This window comes from Paenibacillus hebaui (assembly GCF_051934385.1).
Taxonomy (GTDB): Bacteria; Bacillota; Bacilli; order Paenibacillales; family Paenibacillaceae; genus Paenibacillus.
This window is the reverse complement of record NZ_CP196836.1, coordinates 5,330,471-5,350,915: the sequence shown is the minus strand read 5'-3', so window position 1 is coordinate 5,350,915 and position 20,445 is coordinate 5,330,471. Positions and strand designations below refer to the sequence as shown.

Below are 20,445 nucleotides of genomic sequence, written 5' to 3'. Positions count from 1 at the left end.
AGGGAGGTGAGCATGGATGGTATATCTTATTATGGCTGTCGTGATTTGGGCAGGTACCTATGCCAATATGGCTTTGACGAAACAGCCGATGGAAGTAAAGCCCGTGAAGTCAATGGATGATCTGTTTGAGTAAACGTTATGTGTTGAAGGGATGTATTATGGTATGATATCGAATAGAATTACTTCAATACCATGGCTTTGGTTCAATTGAACCAGAGTAGAAACGAGAGGATTATGAAAAAAGCCAACGCTACAATGATGAAACACATCAATATGAATAATGTGCGCGAAGTCATGCAGCAGATCGAGACGGCGACCAAACCGCAACTAGCTTCATTAACCAATCTTAGCGTTGTAACGATTAACGCGCTGATCCAGGAATTATGTGATGGCGGAGAACTGTTCCAGGATAAAATTGTTCCATCGAACGGTGGTCGTCCTGCCCAGGCATATCGGTATAATGTTAACTTCAAGCTTGCATTGGTTCTTTACATCAAAGAAATGAAAGGTGAGGAGTTGATCTCGGCAACGGTCATGAATCTCAAGAACGAGGTGGTGCTGAAGGAAGAGAGCATCTTGCCTGCCTTCGATAAACAGCATGTGTTGCAACTTATCGCGCGTTTCATTGCGGCGTATCCTTCCATTCATATGATCGGAATTGGTATTCCGGGACAGGCTGTAGATGGGGACATCACGGTAAGCAGTCATGAGGAACTTATTCACTCCCATTTGATTCGGGAGATCGAGAGCGAGTTCCAACTCAAAGTTCTCGTGGAGAATGATGTTAATGCAGCGATTAGCGGATACTGCTCACAGCATGCGGACATGAAGGAACAGAGTGTGGCAGGAATTTATTTTCCGAATCGTTATCCGCCCGGCATGGGCATGATGTTGAACGGACAGATCATCCGTGGGAAAAACGGGATGTTTGGTGAGATCAAGTATCTTCCTTACTCACCTGATTGGAGAGGGGAAATGAGCAAGGATGATTTTGTAGGGCAGGTATGTCAGATTCTGCAAACCGTTAATGCCGTCGTTGCTCCGCACCAGATTGTCATCTATCAGGAACGGGTGGAGAGAGAAGAGCTGGATTCGGTGTGGAAACAATACGGGAAGGACCATCCTATGCCGACTTTGCCCAAGATTGTACACCAGGATTCGTTTCTTCATGATTTTGATGCAGGATTAAGAGAAATGGTTCTTCAGGCGTTGAAGTCCTCCATCCTATCGGACGCCTTATGATTCACAGGACATGTTCTGTGGATTTTATTTATGTTTACAGATACCGGGTTTCCCGCCAACAATTCAGGATTGACATGGAACCAGTTACATGAAGTACGATGAAGTCATGGCAAAAGGGTTGTTGATAGACACTTATTAAATACACTTTATAAATAATGTTTATAAATTATTGGAGGGTCACATCATGTTAAAACTGATCGTAACTGATTTGGACGGAACCTTTCTGAACAATCAAGGGTCATTTGATGTTCAACTGTTCAACGAAGTTCATGAGGAGATGAACATAGAAGAGGGGAGTTGCGATGCGTGAAGAAGAGAGGATCATGAAGGGCATATTGTTTAGCCCAAGTGAGCCGGAGTTAAAGGAAGTCAAAAGGCAGGCCCATCGTCTCAGTCAGCTTTACAGTCAGACCTTTGAAGAACAGACGGAGGAAAGGGAGCAATTATTGCAGCAGTTACTGGGGGAGATTGGAGAAGGCGGATTTATACAAGGCCCCATTTTCTTTCATTATGGTGTGCATACCCGGATAGGCCATCATTTCTTCGGCAATTACAATCTGACGATACAGGACGACGCACAAGTGACGATTGGAGACTATACCAGTTTTGGACCCAACGTCACCATTGTTACTCCGGTTCATCCTCTAATCCCGAGTGAGCGGAGACAGATGGTGGACCAGAATGGTGAAGTGAAGTCGCTCTGTTATGCCAAACCTGTCACGATCGGAAACGATGTATGGATCTCGGCAAACGTTACAGTGTGCGGAGGCGTTACGATTGGAGACGGATGTGTCATCGGAGCGGGCAGTGTGGTCACTCGTGACATTCCACCGCATTCTTTGGCAGCAGGCGTGCCGTGCAGAGTGATCCGCAACATTACGGAAGCAGACAGCATGCGGAATCATCCCTATGTTCTGGCAGACTGCCGTGTGCTGGACGATGTATCCAGTTAATCCATTGGGTGAAAATAAACAAAGAGCCCCGGCTTGATCCCTATGGATCGTAGCCGGGGTTGTGTCATGTTTGTTGGCATAATATACGGCTTATACGCCTGTCAGACCGGTTATTTGAATTGCACCGATTTCTTGATGTTTTCGATCTCGGACTTGCTGGTGTCGTCCACATACGTGAAGATGAAGTTGAATGCATAACCTTCAATTATTGTACTGTAGTAGTCTTGTGTGATCGTTGAACCGTCGCCTGGATCCATCGTGATTTGCATCAGATCCATCTCTTTACCACCAATGGTTTCGGTTGTGAATTCCTTATATTTATACGGGAACTTGCTATCCACCATGAATTTTTTCGTTGCTTCCAGATAATCTTTACCCGTGCGAATGCCTTGCAGCAAGCTGACTTTCTCCGCAATCGCCATGGCGGAAGGTCCAACTTTTCCCCCGTCTAATGGATACTTTGAAGCCATTAACAGATTCAGTGTTTTGGTTTGAGACAGTTCGATCTGTTTTTTCTTTTTTTCATCATCGCCAGCAATAGCTTCGGAAGAAGCGCTAGTCAGTTCATTCATGCCTGCGGCATCCTGGAACTCCCAAGCTTCCGGGAATTTCAACGATACGCCGAAATAATCATTGGTATACGAACCTTTTTCCGTCATTCCCAGTTCAACTTCTTTGGAATTATCTGTTTCCTTGGTCTCAGAGGTGGATGAATCTGAGCTTTCCTTTTTCTCAGTATCTTCTGTTTTAGCTGTGTCCGTATCTGTACCCGCAGCAGTTTCTGTCTTGGTGGATTCATCCGTTTTGGCGGTGTTATCCGTTTTGTCGCCGCAAGCAGCCGCAACCAGCAAAATCATAATTAACATGGCAAATAACGAAGCTTTTTTTGGAATAGACATAATACCCTCCTGAAATGTGTTTGTGTGTTCTCTCCTTCTCTCTCTAAATCATGCGTACCTGAAAAGTTTTGCACAGATGTTCGCACTGACTACCTAAAGGAATCTATAGGGGCATCTTTATAGATAAAACAGACGGCTGGCAATTGAAACAGGTTCCGTGCTGGATTGCACACCTGATTTGTTAAAAATCACTTTTTTATGTCGTATCGTGAAGTTGATTTTGCAAAATAGATATGTTACGCTTACATTACAAGAACAAACAACAGAATATTCAATAACATCTTTTGATGGATTGTAACTGTGAAGACAGGCAAAACCTAAACTGATGGTGAAATGAAAGCCCCTTTTTTGGTGCTATTTTACCTTGAGTTTAGGTTTTTCTTGTTTTCTGACTGAAATACAGTTGACGTTCTTGGGAAAACCAAACTAAATTTTTGAAAAGAGGTTGTTATTCATGACCACGGCAAAAAAAGGATTCCCGGAAAACTTCCTATGGGGAGGCGCTACGGCAGCGAACCAACTGGAGGGTGCATTCGATAAGGACGGCAAAGGTCTCTCCACTGCGGATATGATCGCCCATGTTCCCAAAGAGAAGCGTACAGGTGGACATGCCATGGAAATTTCCTCTTCCCGAATTGAAGAGATCCTCTCAGGCAAAATTGAAGAACGTTTCCCTAAACGTTTCGGTATCGATTTCTATCATCACTTTAAGGAAGACATCGCATTGTTTGCCGAAATGGGCTTCAAGGTATTCCGTCTGTCCATTCACTGGGCACGAATTTTCCCGAACGGTTATGATGAGCAGCCAAACGAAGCGGGTCTGAAATTCTACGACGAAGTATTCGACGAACTGTTGAAATACGGTATTGAGCCGCTCGTTACATTGTCTCACTATGAGACTCCGCTTGGCTTGACACAGAAATACAATGGCTGGGCTGGCCGCGAAGTGATCGGGCACTATGTGAAATATGCTGAGACGGTGTTTAACCGTTATAAAAATAAAGTAAAATACTGGTTGACTTTCAATGAAATCAACGTAATGCTGTTCAGCCCATACACAGGTGGCGGCATTCTGATTGATAAAGTGGACAACAAGCTGCAAACGACATATCAAGCGCTGCATCACCAATTTGTAGCCAGTGCAATGGTAACCAAGCTTGCACACGAAATTATCCCTGGTTCGCAAGTGGGCTGTATGCTCGCTCGTATGGAGACTTATGCAGCGACATGTAATCCGGTAGATGTTCGACTCGCTCAATTTGAGAATCAGATTAACCTCTTCTTCACAGACATGCATGCTCGTGGTAAGTACCCGAACTACATGGCTCGTTATTTTGAAGAGAATAACATCGTGATCCACAAAGAAGCAGGCGACGATGAAATCATGCTCAACAATACAGTTGATTTCATCTCTTTCAGCTACTACATGTCTGTAACCAAATCGGCATCTGCTAGCAAGGAAGAAACAACAGGCAACCTGACTGGTGGCGTGAAAAACCCTTATCTGGAAGCGTCCGACTGGGGTTGGGAGATCGATCCAATCGGTCTGCGCGTAACGCTGAACAACTTCTGGGATCGTTACCAAAAACCATTGTTCATCGTTGAAAATGGCCTGGGAGCGTATGACCGTGTTGAAGAAGATGGTTCGATCCATGACTCTTATCGTGTGGATTACCTGAAAAAACACATTGAGCAAATGAAAGAAGCGATTAAGGATGGCGTGGACCTGATGGGATTCACAGCATGGGGTCCAATTGACCTGGTGAGCATGTCTACGTCCGAAATGTCCAAACGTTATGGTTTCATTTACGTCGATTTGGATGATGATGGTAACGGAACGCTCAAACGTTCGAAGAAAGATTCGTTTGACTGGTACAAAAACGTCATCTCCAGCAATGGTGAGCAACTGTAATTGGCTTGAACCTTGTATCATGAACCGGATTGTTTAATGTAATTTTTAGATCATTCGGGATTGTTACCGCATGTAGCGGGCAAGACCTAACGAAAAGCAGGCAAGTCGATGGAACTGGTTGTTCCTAGATCCCTTTTAGTTGGTGCTTGTCCGTTTTTTATACGCCACAGGATAATCTGCAAGGGAGGTTATCCCTTTTGATTAAATTGAACAAAGTATCAAAAAATATGGGATGGATGCTCGCCATGACTTTATGTCTAACCTGGGTTTGGCCTGTAGTTGCGAATGCAGAAACGTCAGGAATTGAGCGAATTCAGGCTAATACATACGTTGGTGACCCGGGTGAGATGGTGGAATCCTTTGATATAACGGTTGCTAATATGGAACAGTATAAAGAGCTGAAGGCTTCCGACTTTGATATAACAGGCAATTATGATGGTTATCCATTAAATGAAGCAAAAGAAATTGTGCAATCTAACTATGCAGAGCTGAGCAATGGTGACTCAGAAGCACAGGGTGAAGAAAATTCTGAGCATATGCCACAACCATCAGAGACGGTAACCAGAGCACAAGTGGCCCTTGTGTTGGCAGACATGTTGAATCTGCCTGAGACAACCGGAACATATCCATATACCGATTCTGTACCGGCTTGGGCAAGCAAGGCGATAACCCAGGTTACAGAGGCAGGACTGATGAATGGAGTAGGTAGTCAGGTGTTCGCACCGGATTCCGAAGTAACCAGAGCACAAATGGCCGTGATTGTGGATCAAGTCATTGAATATCAGAAATTTCAGCCATCACCGGTGCAATCCTCGAGATTCCAAGATGTAGACACTGGACATTGGGCTTACGAATCTATTCAGAATAGCGTAAAGCATGGTGTATTGAACGGTGTTGGAAACGGACAGTTTGCTCCTAAGCAAACTGTCACCGGTTCTCAATTGAACCTGATACTGCAACGACTACAGCAGCTTCAAACGAATAAATAAATATGTAAAATGAGAGGAATGATTGATATGACAAAACCATTTCCGAAGGATTTTCTATGGGGCGGCGCGGTAGCGGCCAATCAACTCGAAGGAGCCTATAATACAGATGGCAAAGGACTGTCTGTGCAGGACGTCATGCCACACGGGATTACAACACCAAGAACGGAAGCACCTACAGAGGATAACCTGAAACTGATCGGTATCGATTTCTACAACCGTTACAAAGAGGATGTTAAATTGTTTGCTGAAATGGGCTTCAAAGTGTTCCGTACATCCATCGCCTGGTCCCGAATCTTCCCTAAAGGAGATGAATTGGAACCAAACGAGAAAGGTTTGCAATTCTATGATGACCTGTTCGATGAGTGCCACAAATACGGCATTGAACCACTCGTAACGATCTCTCACTATGAGACACCGCTGCATCTGTCCAAAACATATGATGGCTGGGTTAACCGTAAAATGATCGACTTTTACGAGCGTTATGTAACGGTGCTGTTTAACCGTTTCAAAGGTAAAGTAAAATACTGGCTGACGTTCAATGAAATTAACTCCATTCTGGAGGAGCCATTCATGAGCGGCGGGATCTACACGCCAAAAGCAGAACTGTCCAAGCAGGATCTGTACCAAGCGATCCATCATGAACTGGTAGCAAGTGCGCTCGCGGTCAAACTGGGTCATGAAATTATGCCCGAAGCTAAAATTGGCTGTATGGTACTGAGCATGCCTACTTACCCGTTGACACCTAACCCTGATGATGTCGTTGCAGCGATGCATGCTGAACAACGTAATGATATTTTTGCTGATATTCATGCACGTGGTTACTATCCGAAATACATTAATCGTTACTTCAAAGCCAATAATATCAATATTCATTTTGAAGACGGCGATGCTGAAATTCTGAAGCATACGGTAGACTTTATCTCGTTCAGTTACTATGTAAGTCTCTGTGAGACAGGTGATCCTGAGAAACGTATCGAAGGAAAAGGAAACCTGTTCGCAGGTGTGCAAAATCCTTATCTCAAAGCAAGTGAGTGGGGCTGGCAGATCGATCCAAAAGGACTGCGAGTAACGTTGAATAAATACTGGGACCGTTATCAAAAACCATTGTTTATTGTCGAAAATGGTCTGGGGGCAGTCGATGAGCTGATTACAGACGAAAATGGACATAAAACGGTGAATGATGATTACCGTATTCAATACTTGAATGATCATCTGGTACAGGTTGGTGAAGCAATTGAAGATGGAGTAGAAGTAATGGGCTACACTTCATGGGGCTGTATCGACCTGGTAAGTGCTTCAACGGCAGAAATGAAGAAACGCTACGGCTTCATTTACGTAGACCGTAATAATGATGGTTCAGGAACACTTGAGCGCTACAAGAAAAAGTCTTTCCATTGGTACAAAGAAGTTATTAGTACAAATGGCACAAGTCTCAAAAATGACAACGAATAAATAATAGTTCGATATGCATGGTTGGACAAGCATTTCTGGTGTTTATTAAAGCACATTAAACGCTTTCACAAAAACATTGTCATATGGATAATTATATGGTAAAATAGGCCTAGTGCTAATGAATACTGGATTGTTACTGTTCAATCAGGCAAAACCAGAAGCAGGTTATTTTTGGTGACCTGCTTTGGTTTTGCCTTTTACTACTTTGACGGTGCAAGGTGATGTGAAGAAATGAAAATTGAGAAGGTGCTGAACAACAACGTAGTTACCGTGCTTGATCCGGGAGGAAACGAACTGGTCGTCATGGGACGTGGAATTGCCTTCAAAAAGCATACTGGTGAATCGATAGACGAAAGTCTCGTCGAAAAAATATTCTCGTTGGAAAGCAAGGAAGTATCGCAGAAACTGAAAACGCTTCTGTCTGATATTCCAGTTGAATATGTCGAATGCTCGGATGAAATTATTCGTTATGCGGAGACTGTGTTAGGTGAAAAGTTGCATGAGAGCATCTACATTTCACTGACGGATCATATTCATTTTGCCATTGATCGGCATCGTCAAGGGTTGCAGATTCGCAACGCATTGTTCTGGGAGATTAAGCGCATGTACCGCAAGGAATATGCCATCGGCCTTAAGGCGTTGCAGATTATTGAAGAAACGCTTGGCGTACTACTGCCCGAAGACGAATGCGCATTCATCGCCATGCATTTGGTGAATGCCCAGATGAACGGTGAGATGCGGGAAACCATCAGTATTACCAATATTGTTAAAGACATACTCAATATCGTACGACGCAGCTTTGTTATTGAACTGGATGAGGACTCGCTGAGTTATTATCGATTCCTGACCCATTTGAAGTTTTTTGCTCAGCGCGTATTACAGGGGACTGCGATTGAAGACAAGGAAGCAGATAATCCGCTGCATGACCTCGTCAGCAAACAATATCCTGAGGCTCACGCCTGTGCCGTTAAGATTAGCGACTATACTCGTAAGATTTATAGCCGGGTCTTATCCAAGGAAGAAATTCTATATCTGACCATTCACATTGAACGTATTGTCAGAAACGAAACAAACAACTGAATAATATGGGATTGTTACTACTAAAAAGGCAAAACCTAAACGTTGTATAATGATAAGCTTTACTGCTTTGTCATTACTCAGTGTTTAGGTTTTTTTTTAACCTTCATTACACATAAAAGGAGCAAAACACAATGGATAAACAACAATTGTCCAAAGATATTTTGAAGCTGGTTGGTGGCGAAGAGAACATTGATCAAGTCACGCACTGCATGACTAGACTCAGATTCAACCTAAATGACAACAAAAAAGCGGACAAAGCGACGCTGAAAAATACACCGGGCGTTATGGGCGTTATGGAGAATGGTGGTCAGTTCCAGGTTATCATTGGTAATGATGTACCTGTTGTGTATAACGCACTTGTAGGCAACATGTCCAAATCTCCAAACGCAGATAATGCATCATCAGGGGCTTCAACTGGAGAAAAGAAAAAGAGAAATCCGGTAAGTGCACTGTTCGACTTCATCTCTGGAATTTTCACACCGATTCTGCCAGCGATTACGGGTGCCGGTATGATCAAAGGGATCGTGGCGATCCTTGTCGCACTTGGATGGTTGTCGGATACTAGCTCAACCTACACCATTTTGTCTGCAATCGGTGACGGTGCATTCTACTTCCTGCCAATCATTCTGGCGATTAGTGCTGCACGTAAGCTGGGCAGTAATATGTATATTGCTGCGGCGCTTGCTGCGGGCATTATGCACCCGACCATTACAGCATTGCTGGCCGATGGTCACAACTCATCTTTTATGGGGATTACAGTCATAGCGGCAACGTATTCTTCTACAGTTATTCCGATTGTTCTGGCAGTTTGGATTGCTTCATATGTAGAAAAAGCCGTTGATCGTGTTGTACATGCTTCACTTAAGTTACTCATTGTGCCAACGGTTACCCTGTTAATTATGGTTCCTCTGACCTTGATGACGGTTGGGCCGTTGGGTACGGTTCTGGGTAATGGTTTGTCGGGTGGTATCTCATGGTTGTTCGACAACATGTCCATCTTCGCGAGTATCCTGATCGGTGGTACGATGTCACTGCTGATCATCACAGGTATGCACTATGCACTGTTGCCGATCATTGTTGGTTCGGTGACAACACTGGGTTACGATTTTATTATTCCACTGATGTTTGCCGCTAACCTGGCACAAGGTGGTGCAGCATTTGGTGTCGGTCTGAGATCGAAAAATAGCAAAACCAAATCGCTTGGGTATTCTACAGGTCTTACGGCTGTTATGGGGATCACGGAACCTGCCATGTACGGTATTAACATGAAATTCAAAAAACCGTTTATTGCTGCCCTTATTGGTGGAGCTGTCGCAGGTGGATTTATGGGGATCTTCAAAGTTAAAGCGTATGTACTTACAGGTCTTGTGGGTCTGCCAAGTGTCGCAGCATTTATCAGTCCGGCAATTAGTACACTGCTCTATGCTCTGGCTGGTGGTTTGATTGCTATCGTAGCTGCGGCAGTACTGACGTATATCCTTGGTTTCCAAGAAGAGGATGCACCACAACCGGCTGCAGCAACACCAACTGCTGAGCCTGCAACACCAGTAGCAACTGACGTGAACAGCTCCGCTTCCGCTGTAACTGAAGAAGCTAAAGTACAGAATCAAGAAGTGTTCAGTCCGATTACTGGTGAAGTTAAGCCGCTAAGCGAAGTGCCGGACCCTGCATTCTCCGAAGAGATCATGGGTAAAGGATTCGCGATTCAACCATCTGAAGGTCGCGTTGTTTCTCCAATCAACGGAACCGTGTTCTCGTTATCGAAGAGTGGACATGCCATTGGTCTGGTAAGTGATAACGGAGCCGAGATGCTTATTCATATCGGGATCGACACGGTGAAGCTGAAAGGTCAATTCTTCTCTCCTAAAGTTCAAGCAGGAGCGAAGATTGCTGTAGGTGATGTGTTGATGGAATTCGACCGGGAAGAAATTGAAAAAGCCGGTTACACGACGATTACACCAGTTATCATTACGAATATGCATCAATATAATTCGATTGAGTCGGCTGGACGTACAACGATTAAAGAGCAAGAATTGTTGTTCACAGCAAAAGCCTAACAAACATCATAAAAGCAGCAACCTTTCCGGATTCAATTCCGGCAGGGCTGCTGCTTTTATGTATATATGGGTGATACTCTGCATGGTTGTTATCCACTGTGGGCTAGACGGAGTGAGAAGGGAGAAGCCCCTGAATTTTGTTTAGCTCTTTCTTGGTTATTTCACCACAATCTTGCCCTGCCCCGCAAGCATCCTGATCTCTCTGGATAATCGATCGTGATTGCCTTCGGGGATCTCCAGTTGCACACCGTAGTACCATTGGCTATTTTCTTCTTTTCCCCAACGTAGTGTTCCTTCCATGTATAAGGGATCTTCAAATAACAGCAAATTCATTCCGATTCGGATGTCATTGGACTCTACATGCAGGCTTAGCGGAAACGAAAGCTGGCAGCCGGAACGGCTAATATCGCATAATTCTGCCTGAATGGGTTTGGGTGGTGCGTTTACACCGTTAATGCTGAGAATATAGATTTCGAAGGTGATCGGTTCTTTTAATGTATAACGAAAAGGTTCTTTCCTATGGTTAATCGACATGGCTTCCTCCATACGGTTCAATAAAATTCAGTTATCGTTATATCGTCAATTTCGAACCAGAAATGAAGAGATACAGCTTCGTCTGAGTCGGTATTGTGCCCGTTTACCATCCATGCATGAGCGTACTCCTTCCCGCTTTCCATTTTTCCTAAGTATAATTATGAACAGAGATAGCTCTTGGGTTCCTTTAACCTGTGAATTGAGCTTGCTATAATGGTTGGATATGGTTCTGGTTTCCCGATTGAATTCAGTTGGAAAGGGGTGAGTGAAGTTGAGTCAAATACGTATGCAAGGAACATTCGAAATGTTTACGGATACGGCAACCTTGTGCCTGTATGATCTGGCGGCGCTGAAGCATCGTGCTGAGGATGCACCGGACTGGTGGTCGATTCCAGAGGATGAGCTGGCTGAGGTAAATGCAGGCCATTGTCTGTTTCTAAATCTGGGTGCGGATGGAATCTATGAGGTGCAATGGAGCCTGGCGGAAGCAAATTCAGATGAGGAAGAGAAGGGGCTAGAAGCGATATATTATTTGCAGATTCCGTCTGGCAATGTTTATCTGGGTGCAGCAGATGATGTCAGTGGTGGCGAACTGGAGCCGGATGAATCGTCTGAAGGTGTTTTTTTACAGTTGCAGCCCGGGAATTATGCTTGCATCGTATCCAGAGAAACGAATCGGATCTTGATCATTTTGAAGCCAGGTGACCAGGGGAAAAACAGGCTGGATGAATTAATTCGGATATAACGTACATACACGAACCGTAATCGTAATATGTAAACCGGGATAGCCAGATGAGCGATGTGAATACAGCAGGGATGGATATTTGCAAGATTAGAATGGTAGATCGATGGTGAGCGCAGGTACTCTGTACGATGGATACGGGTACGTTGATGAAGTGGAACGAGGTTAACATAGCAGTGAAGGGGAGTAGAAGCCATGTACACTTTACAGTTAGAACGCATGCGTGAAAAGCTGATGCACCTTCGAAGTCTGGACCCGGATCTGGATCTGTTCGGCGCAGCAAATCATGAATATGAGATGAATCCTGTATGGACACAGACAGATATCGCGCAATTTGAACAGAAATGGCGGTTAGAGCTGCCCGGGGAGTATAAGGCATGGCTTCTTCATATGGGTGCTGGAGGTGCGGGACCTTATTATGGGCTGGAGGCTCCAGAAGACGGCGTATACGCGGTGCTTGGTTATGATGATGAGCTGAATGCCGTCTCAGACCCTTTTCAATTCACGGAACCATGGAACTGGAACCATGATTGGTTCGATGATAGCAGGGAAGAAGAGGAATGGGAAACACTTGAGCATGAATATCTTGATCCAAAATGGTCAGCAGGTATGCTGCGCATTAGTGATTTTGGCTGTGGGATTTCGCTGAACCTGATCGTAAAGGGTGCTTCTTACGGAGAGATCTGGGTGGATGATCGGGCGAACAAAAACGGAATTTATCCCGATCATTATTGGGGCAATACGAATCGAATGCATTTTCTCGATTGGTACGAATTGTGGCTGGATCGTTCCATTCATGAACTGCCTAAACCAAAGCAATCAGCTGGAGCGACTGATGTCTGAAGGAGGTTGTACAGAATGGGATGGGAGTACGGGATCAGAACAACGGAGCCCGCGATTTTACCTGAAGTCGTAAAGCGCCTCGCCGGTTCATTAACTATGCCGGAGATGTATAGGTTGGAGCACCATGCCGACGGTTTTGTACTCATACGTGAAGATGCATCCTGGCCGAGAGCTCTTGAGGTACGGTTAGAGGTGTCTTCAGGATTTGGGGAGTTTATGGACGGAGAGGCGTATATCTACTGCCTGTTTCATATCTGGGGCGAGGAGGGGCGGAACTGGAGGGAACAGCTGGAGAAAGAAACCGTGCAGAATGAAGGGATATTGACATGGTTTGAGCTCTGATCAGCAAAATTGGGATGTAGGGGAGGGATCGAATGGCTAAAAAATCAAAGAGAGCAATTCCTGTACTCCTTTACCGGTATCAGGGTCCTCAGAGGAATGTGGGTTTTACTTTATCGCCCTTATACATGCAAGAATCAGTTGCAGTAGAGCTGGAAGATATGTTGTTCATCTATAATGAAGACTTTGACTATATTCGTCCTGCTTTGGATAGGGTATTCCCGTTAGGTGACCCTCGAACTGGAAAAGAGATGAAGGCACTTGATCCATGCTGGGAGAATCCGATTATGAAAGAAGTGTGGCGGGAGTCTTGGCAGAGCTGGATCAGCAGGTGGCAGAGGAGTCCGAATTGGAGCTACAGGTATTTCTGGGATACTTTATTCGTTGGATCAGGAAACAGCTTGAGTCCGCTGACGGCATCGAAATTATCGGTAATCTGTAAACGGGCTGTTCACCCCAAAAATACCTATACTGTTTGAAGAAGGTGATCTCTGTACGCTAAAGGGTCATCCTTTTTCATTTTCAAATTCCATTAGTGCCTGTGAGAGTTGTAGTAGGTTATATTGTCCCTAATTCATGAAATTAGCTCCGAAACAGGATAAGCCCAAATTTCATTGGTGTGGGGCTTTTTTTGCTGTGAAAATAAATAAAACCGTTTGGTTTGCTCGCCCGTCTTATACCACAGAAAGAGAGAGAAGGAGGGATTGCGGGGTGGAAACCAAAGCCGAGATGAAAAAGATGCTGTTCCTACAGAGCGACGATGAGACGGTATTTGTTCAGTCCATCATGGAGTATCAGGACACGTTGATTTCTATTGCCTACAGTTACCTTCGGAATCGTCATGATGCACTTGAAGCTGTGCAGGAGATGACATGTCGGGCCTGGATCAAGCGTCGCACACTGAAGAACGAGAAGGCGCTCAAATCGTGGATTATTCGTATTCTGATCTATGTGTGCATTGATGAACAAAGACGTCGTAAACGGGCCATGCCACTGCCCAATGAAGGATTGGAGGAGGCGATTACCGAGTCTGCCATTGCAGGATTTAACGATAATCAGCTTGCGATGTGGTACATGCTTGAGAAAATCAAACCTAAATACCGCCATGTGTTACTGCTGAAATACTATAACGACATGACGTTGATCGAGATCGCCTCCATTCTCGGCAAACCGGAAGGCACCATCAAGACCTGGCAACATAAAGGGTTGGAACTGTTACGGAAGCAGATGAAGAACAGGGGGGATTGGCATGAAAATTAGTCCGGAGGAACAGGCACTTTATGCAGATGCTTCTCAAGCTAAGCTGGAGAGACAACAATTAAATCCGGCGGAAACGGCATTTGCAATTCAGCGGGGGTTGACGGAGGCTAGAACCCGGAGAAACACAGGTCATGTCCAATTAAAATGGATGGCGGCAGTGTTGGTAACGGCTCTGGCTGCCGGGTGGCTGTTGTTGGGACCGCTTGACAGTTCTTCACCACAACAGGCAACGTACAGTCAACCGACACAGCATTGGGGAGTGCTTGAGCCTTTCCGCAAGCTAGTAGAGACTGATATGGAAGAAATTACGATAACATCAGCTCTGAACAATGGGTATGTGCAACTCGTGGATCGCACGGTTACATCGGGAATATATGAGTTTACCGTCAATGCCGTAATGGCGGATGAGAACAGAATAATCGTATTGTATACGGCCAAGACGAATGCTTCTGCTTCGCAGGAGATATATTCGATCGTTAATGCAAAGATGACGGATGCGCTGACAGGTGATGTAATTGACAATGGCAGAAGAGGAGGCATACACATCTCAAATGACAAACATACCATTTATGGTCGAGATACCATTGAACGAAATCGAAACAAACCATTACCTGAGCAAGTAAAGCTCCAATTTCAGATTTCCTCGGTAGTTCCGCAAACAGTAGCTGATTCGGAGTCGGAGCAGAAGGAACGAAAATATAAATATTCCAAGAAGATGGACATTTCCTTCGATCTTGATCCCAAATTTTCAGTTCCTAAAACTGAAATGATTAATGTAAATCGTTCCTTTACCATTGGAGGTTACAAGGTCCTGTTATCCCAGGTTGAGTTATCTCCACTGGTGACTCGGGTCAAACTTGTCTATGAACCCGATAAACAACTTGATTATAAAACCCTATCGTCCATCAGTGGTATGGTTAGCCTTACCGAGATCATAACTACTGCAAAGGATGGGAGAAGAACCGAATTATCTTCGGAAGGAGGGGGAGGTACGGATAATGGGATGATGTATTTCTTAAGCAGTAATCTGCTGGACGATCCCCAATCGCAATCGATGGTATTAAAATTGCAATATTGGCAAGAAGCGGAGAAAAAATTGCTGGAATTCAAAATTAAATAGAGTTCATATAGCAAGGTGGAATAAAGTCGGATTGTATTCCGTAACTTTATTCTACCTTTTTTCATTTTTCTCATACGGGAACTGGTGTTGCAAAAAAATAAAAATAATAGCGAAATTGCAATTTTTGTATTGTCACATCCGATGTTACACGATATAATCTACTTGTCTGTCAGGATAAAATTATAAAGGATGGTGAAATTTTGAAGAAACTATCGATTCTTTTACTCGCTGTAACCCTGTTATTGTTGACGATTTCCACAGCCCCAGCTACCTATGGTGCCGCCAGTTATCCCAATACGGGTAACAACGGATTAACCGGTTTTGCAGGAAATGCCAAGAATGAAAATGGCGTATCCAAGTCAGCTACGACAGGTGGCAAGAACGGTCAGGTTGTCTACGTCAGTAATCTGAATGATTTGCGAACACATATGGCAGGCTCTGCTGCCAAGATTGTAGTTGTTGAGCAGAACATCTCTTCCTCCACGTTGCAAAAGGTCGAATTTGGATCAAACAAAACACTGGTAGGCTCCTTTAACAAACATACACTAACGAATATTCACTTCAGATCCACGAGCAGTTCCAGCAATGTGATCTTTCAGAATCTCACTTTTGAACACGCTTCCACTATTAACGCTAACGACGACATTCAGATGTATATCACTTCAGGCTCAAACTACTGGATTGATCATGTGACATTCTCGGGCCATGGCTACAACTCCAGCGGAGGTGATCTGGACAAGCTCTTGTACATTGGGGATCGTGCAGACTATATTACCATCAGTAATTCCAAATTTGCCAATCACAAATACGGTATCATACTGGGACATCCGAATGACGGGAATAGCAGTTATAACGGTGTACCTCATGTAACCATGGCCAATAACTATTTCGAGAATCTGTATGTGCGTGGTCCTGGTCTCATGAGATACGGTTTTTTCCATATCAAAAACAATTACGCCAACAACTTTAACCAAGCTATTACGATTGGTGAAAAAGCACGCATTTATTCCGAAAACAACTATTTTGGCGCAGGCGCGGAAAAAGGTGGCATTCTGGATGACAAAGGAAAAGGAGAGTTTACAGACACAGGCAGTACTCCTGCGTTGAATAGCCCAGTTTCTCCTAAAACGAATTGGAGACCAAGCTCCAATTACAGCTACGAGGTGCAGAGCGCCAGTTACGCACGAGAATTTGTTACCAAATATGCCGGTTCATCCAACACAACACTGGTGTTTGGTAAATAAAAAATATCTGCCCATATCTGGATAAAAGATTTGGAAGAAATATTTTCCAATGCTGATATGGAATGAACAGGTGGTAGTCAAAGCCCGTATCTCTGATACGGGTTTTTTATCATGCAGAAAAGCAAAGCAAAGCAAAATACCAAAAATAGAATTAGTGTATATTATATTTCTACATATATAAAAACTTGATATTGAAATTCCGATATACTTTAAGTATGTTTTTCATGTTTATGAAGACCTATTGTACTACCATAAGGCTTAGGAATTTGCGTTTTAACCATAAGCAAGGGCCATAGACTAATGAAGTATAGTGAGGAAATGTTTTACAAGCATATTTATTTGACGAAAAGGGCGGAAAATTCATGAATCGTTATGACGAAATTATTTGGAAAAGGAACAAGCTGATCTGTATCATCATGTGGGTTATTATTGCCGCCGGATTTGGCATGGCTTTTTTGATGCCAAAGTTGCTCGTCTCGAATGGAGCAGCTGTTTTATTTGCGGCTTGGGTAACCTATGCAAATTCCAAAAAGAAGCATATTCATTTAATTCCATGGCTTAGCACCATTCTAATTACATTATGTGGGGTCTTTACCGGCTGGGGAAGTGTTAGCATCACTCTAAGTCTGGTCATTACTTCAGTGTTGTTACTCTACCCTGACAAAAGACTGTTCTCAACCGGATTTCTCGTGTTGCTTGCCCTTAGTATTTTTCAGGTCTTTATGGTTGAGACACAGAGCTCAGAGGAGTTGTTTAGCCATATTACAGATGTAGTATTATTTGCGCTTACCGGGGTCATTCTGATGCTGGTCTCCCAGCTGAATCAAAGACTTTTCCAGGATAGTGAAGTACGCTGGCAAGAGGTGGAGCATTCCAGAATAAGAGTGGAAACGATGCTTGAACGTGTCAGAGAAGCCGTTGAGGGACTCTCTCGTTATACGGAACAATTGAAGCAAAAAGTAGATGCGACTGGCTCAATTACCAATGAGGTAACACTTGGATTCAGTGAAGTTGCCAAAGGTGTTGAGTTCCAGGCGACCAGTGTAGCTGAAATTTCGGAGTCATTGTCCCTGTCAGACCAGCAAATCAAGGTACTCTCAGCAGATGAAAGAACTGTCTGCGGGTATGGCAATGAGCACACAAACTGGGAGCGCACAGATGGATCAATTAAACGTACGGATGCTGGAACTGTATGAGACAATAGATACAACAGCCAGTGATATGAGAAAGTTTAACGAGGAAAGTGAATCCATGACGCTTATGCTGAACAGCATATCGGATATCGCATCCCAGACGAATCTGCTTGCGCTCAATGCGGCAATTGAGGCAGCTCGTGCAGGTGAACATGGACGCGGGTTTGCCGTTGTATCGGAGGAAGTTCGCAAACTGGCGGAGAGCTCGGGTCAGTCTGCCCATGATATTGCAACCATCCTGTCTCGGTTAAAAGGACAGACGCAGACATTGACGGATCGATTTGAACGCATTCGCCTGTCTTTACAACAAGGTAAAGATAGTGTGGAAACGGCTGAGGAAGTATTCCGTGCAATCCATAGTAATTCCCAGCATGTGCTGAATCAGGCGACAGATATCGAGAGCAGTTCGGCTACGATGAAGGATTCTTCCACCCGAGTGGTTAACGAAGTGTCCGAGATTTCGAGCGTGACGGAGCAATCCAGTGCAGCTACAGAAGAAATTCTGGCGAGCATGGAAGAGCAACGTAATCTGACACAGAAGATGGTGGAAAGCTTCGGAGAACTGGAGCAACTAATTGCGGACCTGAATGAGTTAGTGTCGGACGATAACAATATACGTTCTACTACCTATGCCCTGTAAATAAAACAGGACTGAAGCTGGTTTGCTCGATCGGAGTCATCTGATTACACCAATTAGTACATTCGAAGTTCAGTCTACTCAGCCTGTCTCCAACCATTATGCGGAGGCAGGCTTGTTTTTTTGGGGATAGACAATCTGTGGCCGTTTAGAACGGAACAATTGTGCATGTTCATCCAGGCCCACTATAATGTGAGGAGTTGAATGCGATGAACGATAAGTCCAACAACAATTAGCCATATAATCAGTGTGTGGATATGGGGGAGCAGAACGTGAAGAATGGAGTAACGGAAAAAGGGCCGGCGAGTCACGACCGGACCGATGAAGCGACAAATGGAAATCGCGGTAGCCGCGTTCGTTTCTATGATCGGAATTCGCTCGAAGAGATAGACTGGCCCGACACGGAGGATGGCAGATATGCGAGAGCCTATTTGGAACCTATGGTGCTGCATGGGACACAGAGTTATATGTCGAACGTGGAAACCACATTGCTGCTCGCTCGGATTGACAATCTTGTTCTTCCGGTGACGGTCAATGAGGCAGAGTACAAGAATGCTTACGTTTGTTCACCTTATACGCATTACGTACGGTATGCCAAGCAGGAGTTGACGCTGCTTCGGAAGCCGTGGCTGGAAAAAGGGCTTTCCGCGCTGCTCAGTGTATTGGGCTGGGGAATGAGGCGATCCAAGATAAATAAGGTTGTACATGTCAACAATTGGCTGTTATCAACGAACCTGTATCCGGCCATGTCCGGTGAGCATGCAATTTGTCTGCTTGCAGCGGTAAAGGAGCGTTATCCAGAACACGCCGTCATATTTCGCTCCTTGTGTCCAGGGCTTCATCCCAATCTGACGGACAAGCTGAAGCAAGCAGGTTGTCAACTGATCCCTAGCCGGCAAATCTACCTGTACCAGGCGAATGATCCGAATTTCGGCAATGCGAAGTCGCGCTGGCTGCTAAAGCGGGATTACGACTTGTTGGCCAAGCACGGATATGAATTCGTTTCCGAAGCGAATCTGACGGATGCGGACATTCCACGAATCGCGGAGCTGTACAAGCTGCTGTATCTTGAAAAATACTCGTATGACAATCCGCAATTCAGTGAACATTTCATTGCCACAGCAAAAGCTTCTGGAGCGTTGACTCTGTATGGGCTGCGGAAGGAAGGGCGTATACATGCGGTTATGGGTTATTTCTGCCGAAACGGAGTGATGACAACACCGCTGTTCGGTTACGATACGGCATTGCCCCTGTCCATCGGCCTGTACCGTATGCTGTCGGCCTGCCTGATTGGACAGGCCCGCGAGAACGGCCATCTGTTGCATGAGAGTTCCGGCGCTGCGCAGTTCAAGCGAAACCGAGGCGCTGTGGCGGATTTCGAGTATTCCGCCGTGTATGAGCGCCATCTGCCATTGGGCAGACGCTGGTGCTGGCTGCTGCTTGATCGGCTTCTAAACCGCGTGGGTGTGCCGCTGATGCGTCGGATGAAGCTGTAACCAGCACAGTCAGCGCGCTGATATCCGTCCCCGTGCACGATCGCGCCTGCTCATGTATGCTCGGCTAGCTGCACTTCAAACCCATCCGGGTCGGCAATGTAAATGAACCGCAGATGCGGATTGGGCTGGACGGGGCCCCGTACAATCGGGATGCCTAATGCGGCGAGCTGCTTCATGGCTTCGTCCAGCGAATTTACTTCATAACCGATGGAAATGCCGGCCTCTTCTTTAATGGTGATTTCGCTGCCCTCGATCAGCTCCAGCTTCGTTTCACTTTCCGCGCCCAGCATGGCAATCTGCCGTCCACGGCTTTCGAAACTGCGCTGAATCGGCAAGCCAAGCTTGCCGTGGTAGAACTCGAGCGAGGTTTCCAAATCGTTTACCCGAAGCGTGATCCAATTTAATCTGATCAACATAGGTGAATCTCTCCTTTTTGCGTCATATCCATCAACG

Annotated in this window: 20 protein-coding genes and 1 pseudogene; 18 read left to right on the top strand and 3 right to left on the bottom strand. The window is 45.0% G+C overall.

Annotated elements, in window-relative coordinates:
- Window positions 1-234: 234 nt before the first annotated feature.
- The 3 genes and pseudogenes from ACR32F_RS24230 (at window position 235) to ACR32F_RS24220 (ending at window position 2,195) form a co-directional block, all read left to right on the top strand.
- Window positions 235-1,242, top strand: coding sequence for an ROK family protein (locus ACR32F_RS24230; RefSeq protein ID WP_440111547.1), 1,008 nt, complete (start codon window positions 235-237; stop codon window positions 1,240-1,242).
- A 184-nt stretch (window positions 1,243-1,426) separates the two neighbouring features.
- Window positions 1,427-1,522 (top strand): annotated as a pseudogene (locus ACR32F_RS24225) (hydrolase); the annotation flags it as partial.
- A gap of 22 nt (window positions 1,523-1,544) precedes the next feature.
- A complete protein-coding gene (locus ACR32F_RS24220) occupies window positions 1,545-2,195 on the top strand; it encodes a sugar O-acetyltransferase (protein ID WP_440111545.1) in 651 nt (216 codons plus the stop codon).
- 110 nt (window positions 2,196-2,305) lie between these two features.
- On the opposite strand, the gene ACR32F_RS24215 is transcribed toward ACR32F_RS24220, so the two are convergent.
- Window positions 2,306-3,094 (bottom strand): hypothetical protein, encoded by a 789-nt coding sequence (locus ACR32F_RS24215; RefSeq protein ID WP_440111543.1) that lies wholly within the window; start codon window positions 3,092-3,094, stop codon window positions 2,306-2,308.
- 454 nt (window positions 3,095-3,548) lie between these two features.
- Between ACR32F_RS24215 and ACR32F_RS24210 the strand changes: the two genes are divergently transcribed.
- The 5 genes from ACR32F_RS24210 to ACR32F_RS24190 all read left to right on the top strand — a co-directional run bounded on the left by ACR32F_RS24210 (window position 3,549) and on the right by ACR32F_RS24190 (window position 10,584).
- Entirely contained in the window at window positions 3,549-5,006 is a 1,458-nt protein-coding gene (locus ACR32F_RS24210; RefSeq protein ID WP_440111541.1) for a glycoside hydrolase family 1 protein, read from the top strand.
- 197 nt (window positions 5,007-5,203) lie between these two features.
- On the top strand, window positions 5,204-5,995 hold the full coding sequence (locus ACR32F_RS24205; RefSeq protein WP_440111539.1) for an S-layer homology domain-containing protein: 792 nt from the start codon (window positions 5,204-5,206) through the stop codon (window positions 5,993-5,995).
- Between the two features lie 27 nt (window positions 5,996-6,022).
- Window positions 6,023-7,447: a glycoside hydrolase family 1 protein gene (locus ACR32F_RS24200; protein WP_440111537.1), complete on the top strand. Its 1,425-nt coding sequence runs from the start codon at window positions 6,023-6,025 to the stop codon at window positions 7,445-7,447.
- A 231-nt stretch (window positions 7,448-7,678) separates the two neighbouring features.
- Complete coding sequence (licT, locus tag ACR32F_RS24195) at window positions 7,679-8,527, top strand: BglG family transcription antiterminator LicT (protein ID WP_440111535.1); 849 nt, start codon at window positions 7,679-7,681, stop codon at window positions 8,525-8,527.
- Between the two features lie 131 nt (window positions 8,528-8,658).
- A complete protein-coding gene (locus tag ACR32F_RS24190) occupies window positions 8,659-10,584 on the top strand; it encodes a beta-glucoside-specific PTS transporter subunit IIABC (protein WP_440111533.1) in 1,926 nt (641 codons plus the stop codon).
- A gap of 156 nt (window positions 10,585-10,740) precedes the next feature.
- Here ACR32F_RS24190 and ACR32F_RS24185 read toward each other — a convergent pair whose 3' ends face one another.
- Complete coding sequence (locus tag ACR32F_RS24185; RefSeq protein WP_440111531.1) at window positions 10,741-11,118, bottom strand: PilZ domain-containing protein; 378 nt, start codon at window positions 11,116-11,118, stop codon at window positions 10,741-10,743.
- Between the two features lie 271 nt (window positions 11,119-11,389).
- Here ACR32F_RS24185 and ACR32F_RS24180 point away from each other — a divergent pair, with 271 nt between their 5' ends.
- The 10 genes from ACR32F_RS24180 to ACR32F_RS24135 all read left to right on the top strand — a co-directional run bounded on the left by ACR32F_RS24180 (window position 11,390) and on the right by ACR32F_RS24135 (window position 19,992).
- Entirely contained in the window at window positions 11,390-11,863 is a 474-nt protein-coding gene (locus tag ACR32F_RS24180) for a DUF6386 family protein (protein WP_440111529.1), read from the top strand.
- A 192-nt stretch (window positions 11,864-12,055) separates the two neighbouring features.
- Entirely contained in the window at window positions 12,056-12,703 is a 648-nt protein-coding gene (locus ACR32F_RS24175) for an SMI1/KNR4 family protein (protein WP_440111527.1), read from the top strand.
- A gap of 15 nt (window positions 12,704-12,718) precedes the next feature.
- A complete protein-coding gene (locus tag ACR32F_RS24170; RefSeq protein ID WP_440111525.1) occupies window positions 12,719-13,045 on the top strand; it encodes a hypothetical protein in 327 nt (108 codons plus the stop codon).
- Between the two features lie 265 nt (window positions 13,046-13,310).
- A complete protein-coding gene (locus ACR32F_RS24165) occupies window positions 13,311-13,484 on the top strand; it encodes a hypothetical protein (RefSeq protein ID WP_440111523.1) in 174 nt (57 codons plus the stop codon).
- 269 nt (window positions 13,485-13,753) lie between these two features.
- Window positions 13,754-14,302 (top strand): RNA polymerase sigma factor, encoded by a 549-nt coding sequence (locus ACR32F_RS24160; protein ID WP_440111521.1) that lies wholly within the window; start codon window positions 13,754-13,756, stop codon window positions 14,300-14,302.
- Window positions 14,292-15,422 carry a DUF4179 domain-containing protein gene (locus ACR32F_RS24155; RefSeq protein ID WP_440111519.1) on the top strand — a complete coding sequence of 377 codons (1,131 nt, stop codon included), beginning with the start codon at window positions 14,292-14,294 and terminating at the stop codon, window positions 15,420-15,422. The genes ACR32F_RS24160 and ACR32F_RS24155 overlap by 11 nt, the downstream gene beginning before the upstream one ends.
- Window positions 15,423-15,622: 200 nt before the next feature.
- A complete protein-coding gene (locus ACR32F_RS24150) occupies window positions 15,623-16,666 on the top strand; it encodes a pectate lyase family protein (RefSeq protein ID WP_440111517.1) in 1,044 nt (347 codons plus the stop codon).
- Between the two features lie 362 nt (window positions 16,667-17,028).
- Window positions 17,029-17,862 (top strand): hypothetical protein, encoded by an 834-nt coding sequence (locus ACR32F_RS24145; RefSeq protein ID WP_440111515.1) that lies wholly within the window; start codon window positions 17,029-17,031, stop codon window positions 17,860-17,862.
- Complete coding sequence (locus ACR32F_RS24140; protein WP_440111513.1) at window positions 17,825-18,499, top strand: methyl-accepting chemotaxis protein; 675 nt, start codon at window positions 17,825-17,827, stop codon at window positions 18,497-18,499. The genes ACR32F_RS24145 and ACR32F_RS24140 overlap by 38 nt, the downstream gene beginning before the upstream one ends.
- A 269-nt stretch (window positions 18,500-18,768) precedes the next feature.
- Complete coding sequence (locus ACR32F_RS24135; protein WP_440111511.1) at window positions 18,769-19,992, top strand: GNAT family N-acetyltransferase; 1,224 nt, start codon at window positions 18,769-18,771, stop codon at window positions 19,990-19,992.
- A 50-nt stretch (window positions 19,993-20,042) separates the two neighbouring features.
- On the opposite strand, the gene ACR32F_RS24130 is transcribed toward ACR32F_RS24135, so the two are convergent.
- Window positions 20,043-20,408: a VOC family protein gene (locus tag ACR32F_RS24130; RefSeq protein ID WP_440111509.1), complete on the bottom strand. Its 366-nt coding sequence runs from the start codon at window positions 20,406-20,408 to the stop codon at window positions 20,043-20,045.
- Window positions 20,409-20,445 lie beyond the last annotated feature (37 nt).

Bases quoted from the DNA above. Each gene is read 5' to 3' on its own strand.
- licT (WP_440111535.1), top strand. From the start codon at position 7,679: ATGAAAATTGAGAAGGTGCTGAACAACAACGTAGTTACCGTGCTTGAT.
- ACR32F_RS24185 (WP_440111531.1), bottom strand. From the start codon at position 11,118: ATGTCGATTAACCATAGGAAAGAACCTTTTCGTTATACATTAAAAGAA.
- ACR32F_RS24230 (WP_440111547.1), top strand. From the start codon at position 235: ATGAAAAAAGCCAACGCTACAATGATGAAACACATCAATATGAATAAT.
- ACR32F_RS24215 (WP_440111543.1), bottom strand. From the start codon at position 3,094: ATGTCTATTCCAAAAAAAGCTTCGTTATTTGCCATGTTAATTATGATT.
- ACR32F_RS24190 (WP_440111533.1), top strand. From the start codon at position 8,659: ATGGATAAACAACAATTGTCCAAAGATATTTTGAAGCTGGTTGGTGGC.
- ACR32F_RS24200 (WP_440111537.1), top strand. From the start codon at position 6,023: ATGACAAAACCATTTCCGAAGGATTTTCTATGGGGCGGCGCGGTAGCG.
- ACR32F_RS24145 (WP_440111515.1), top strand. From the start codon at position 17,029: ATGAATCGTTATGACGAAATTATTTGGAAAAGGAACAAGCTGATCTGT.
- ACR32F_RS24130 (WP_440111509.1), bottom strand. From the start codon at position 20,408: ATGTTGATCAGATTAAATTGGATCACGCTTCGGGTAAACGATTTGGAA.
- ACR32F_RS24220 (WP_440111545.1), top strand. From the start codon at position 1,545: ATGCGTGAAGAAGAGAGGATCATGAAGGGCATATTGTTTAGCCCAAGT.
- ACR32F_RS24210 (WP_440111541.1), top strand. From the start codon at position 3,549: ATGACCACGGCAAAAAAAGGATTCCCGGAAAACTTCCTATGGGGAGGC.
- ACR32F_RS24165 (WP_440111523.1), top strand. From the start codon at position 13,311: ATGCTGGGAGAATCCGATTATGAAAGAAGTGTGGCGGGAGTCTTGGCA.
- ACR32F_RS24155 (WP_440111519.1), top strand. From the start codon at position 14,292: ATGAAAATTAGTCCGGAGGAACAGGCACTTTATGCAGATGCTTCTCAA.
- ACR32F_RS24170 (WP_440111525.1), top strand. From the start codon at position 12,719: ATGGGATGGGAGTACGGGATCAGAACAACGGAGCCCGCGATTTTACCT.
- ACR32F_RS24175 (WP_440111527.1), top strand. From the start codon at position 12,056: ATGTACACTTTACAGTTAGAACGCATGCGTGAAAAGCTGATGCACCTT.
- ACR32F_RS24140 (WP_440111513.1), top strand. From the start codon at position 17,825: ATGGATCAATTAAACGTACGGATGCTGGAACTGTATGAGACAATAGAT.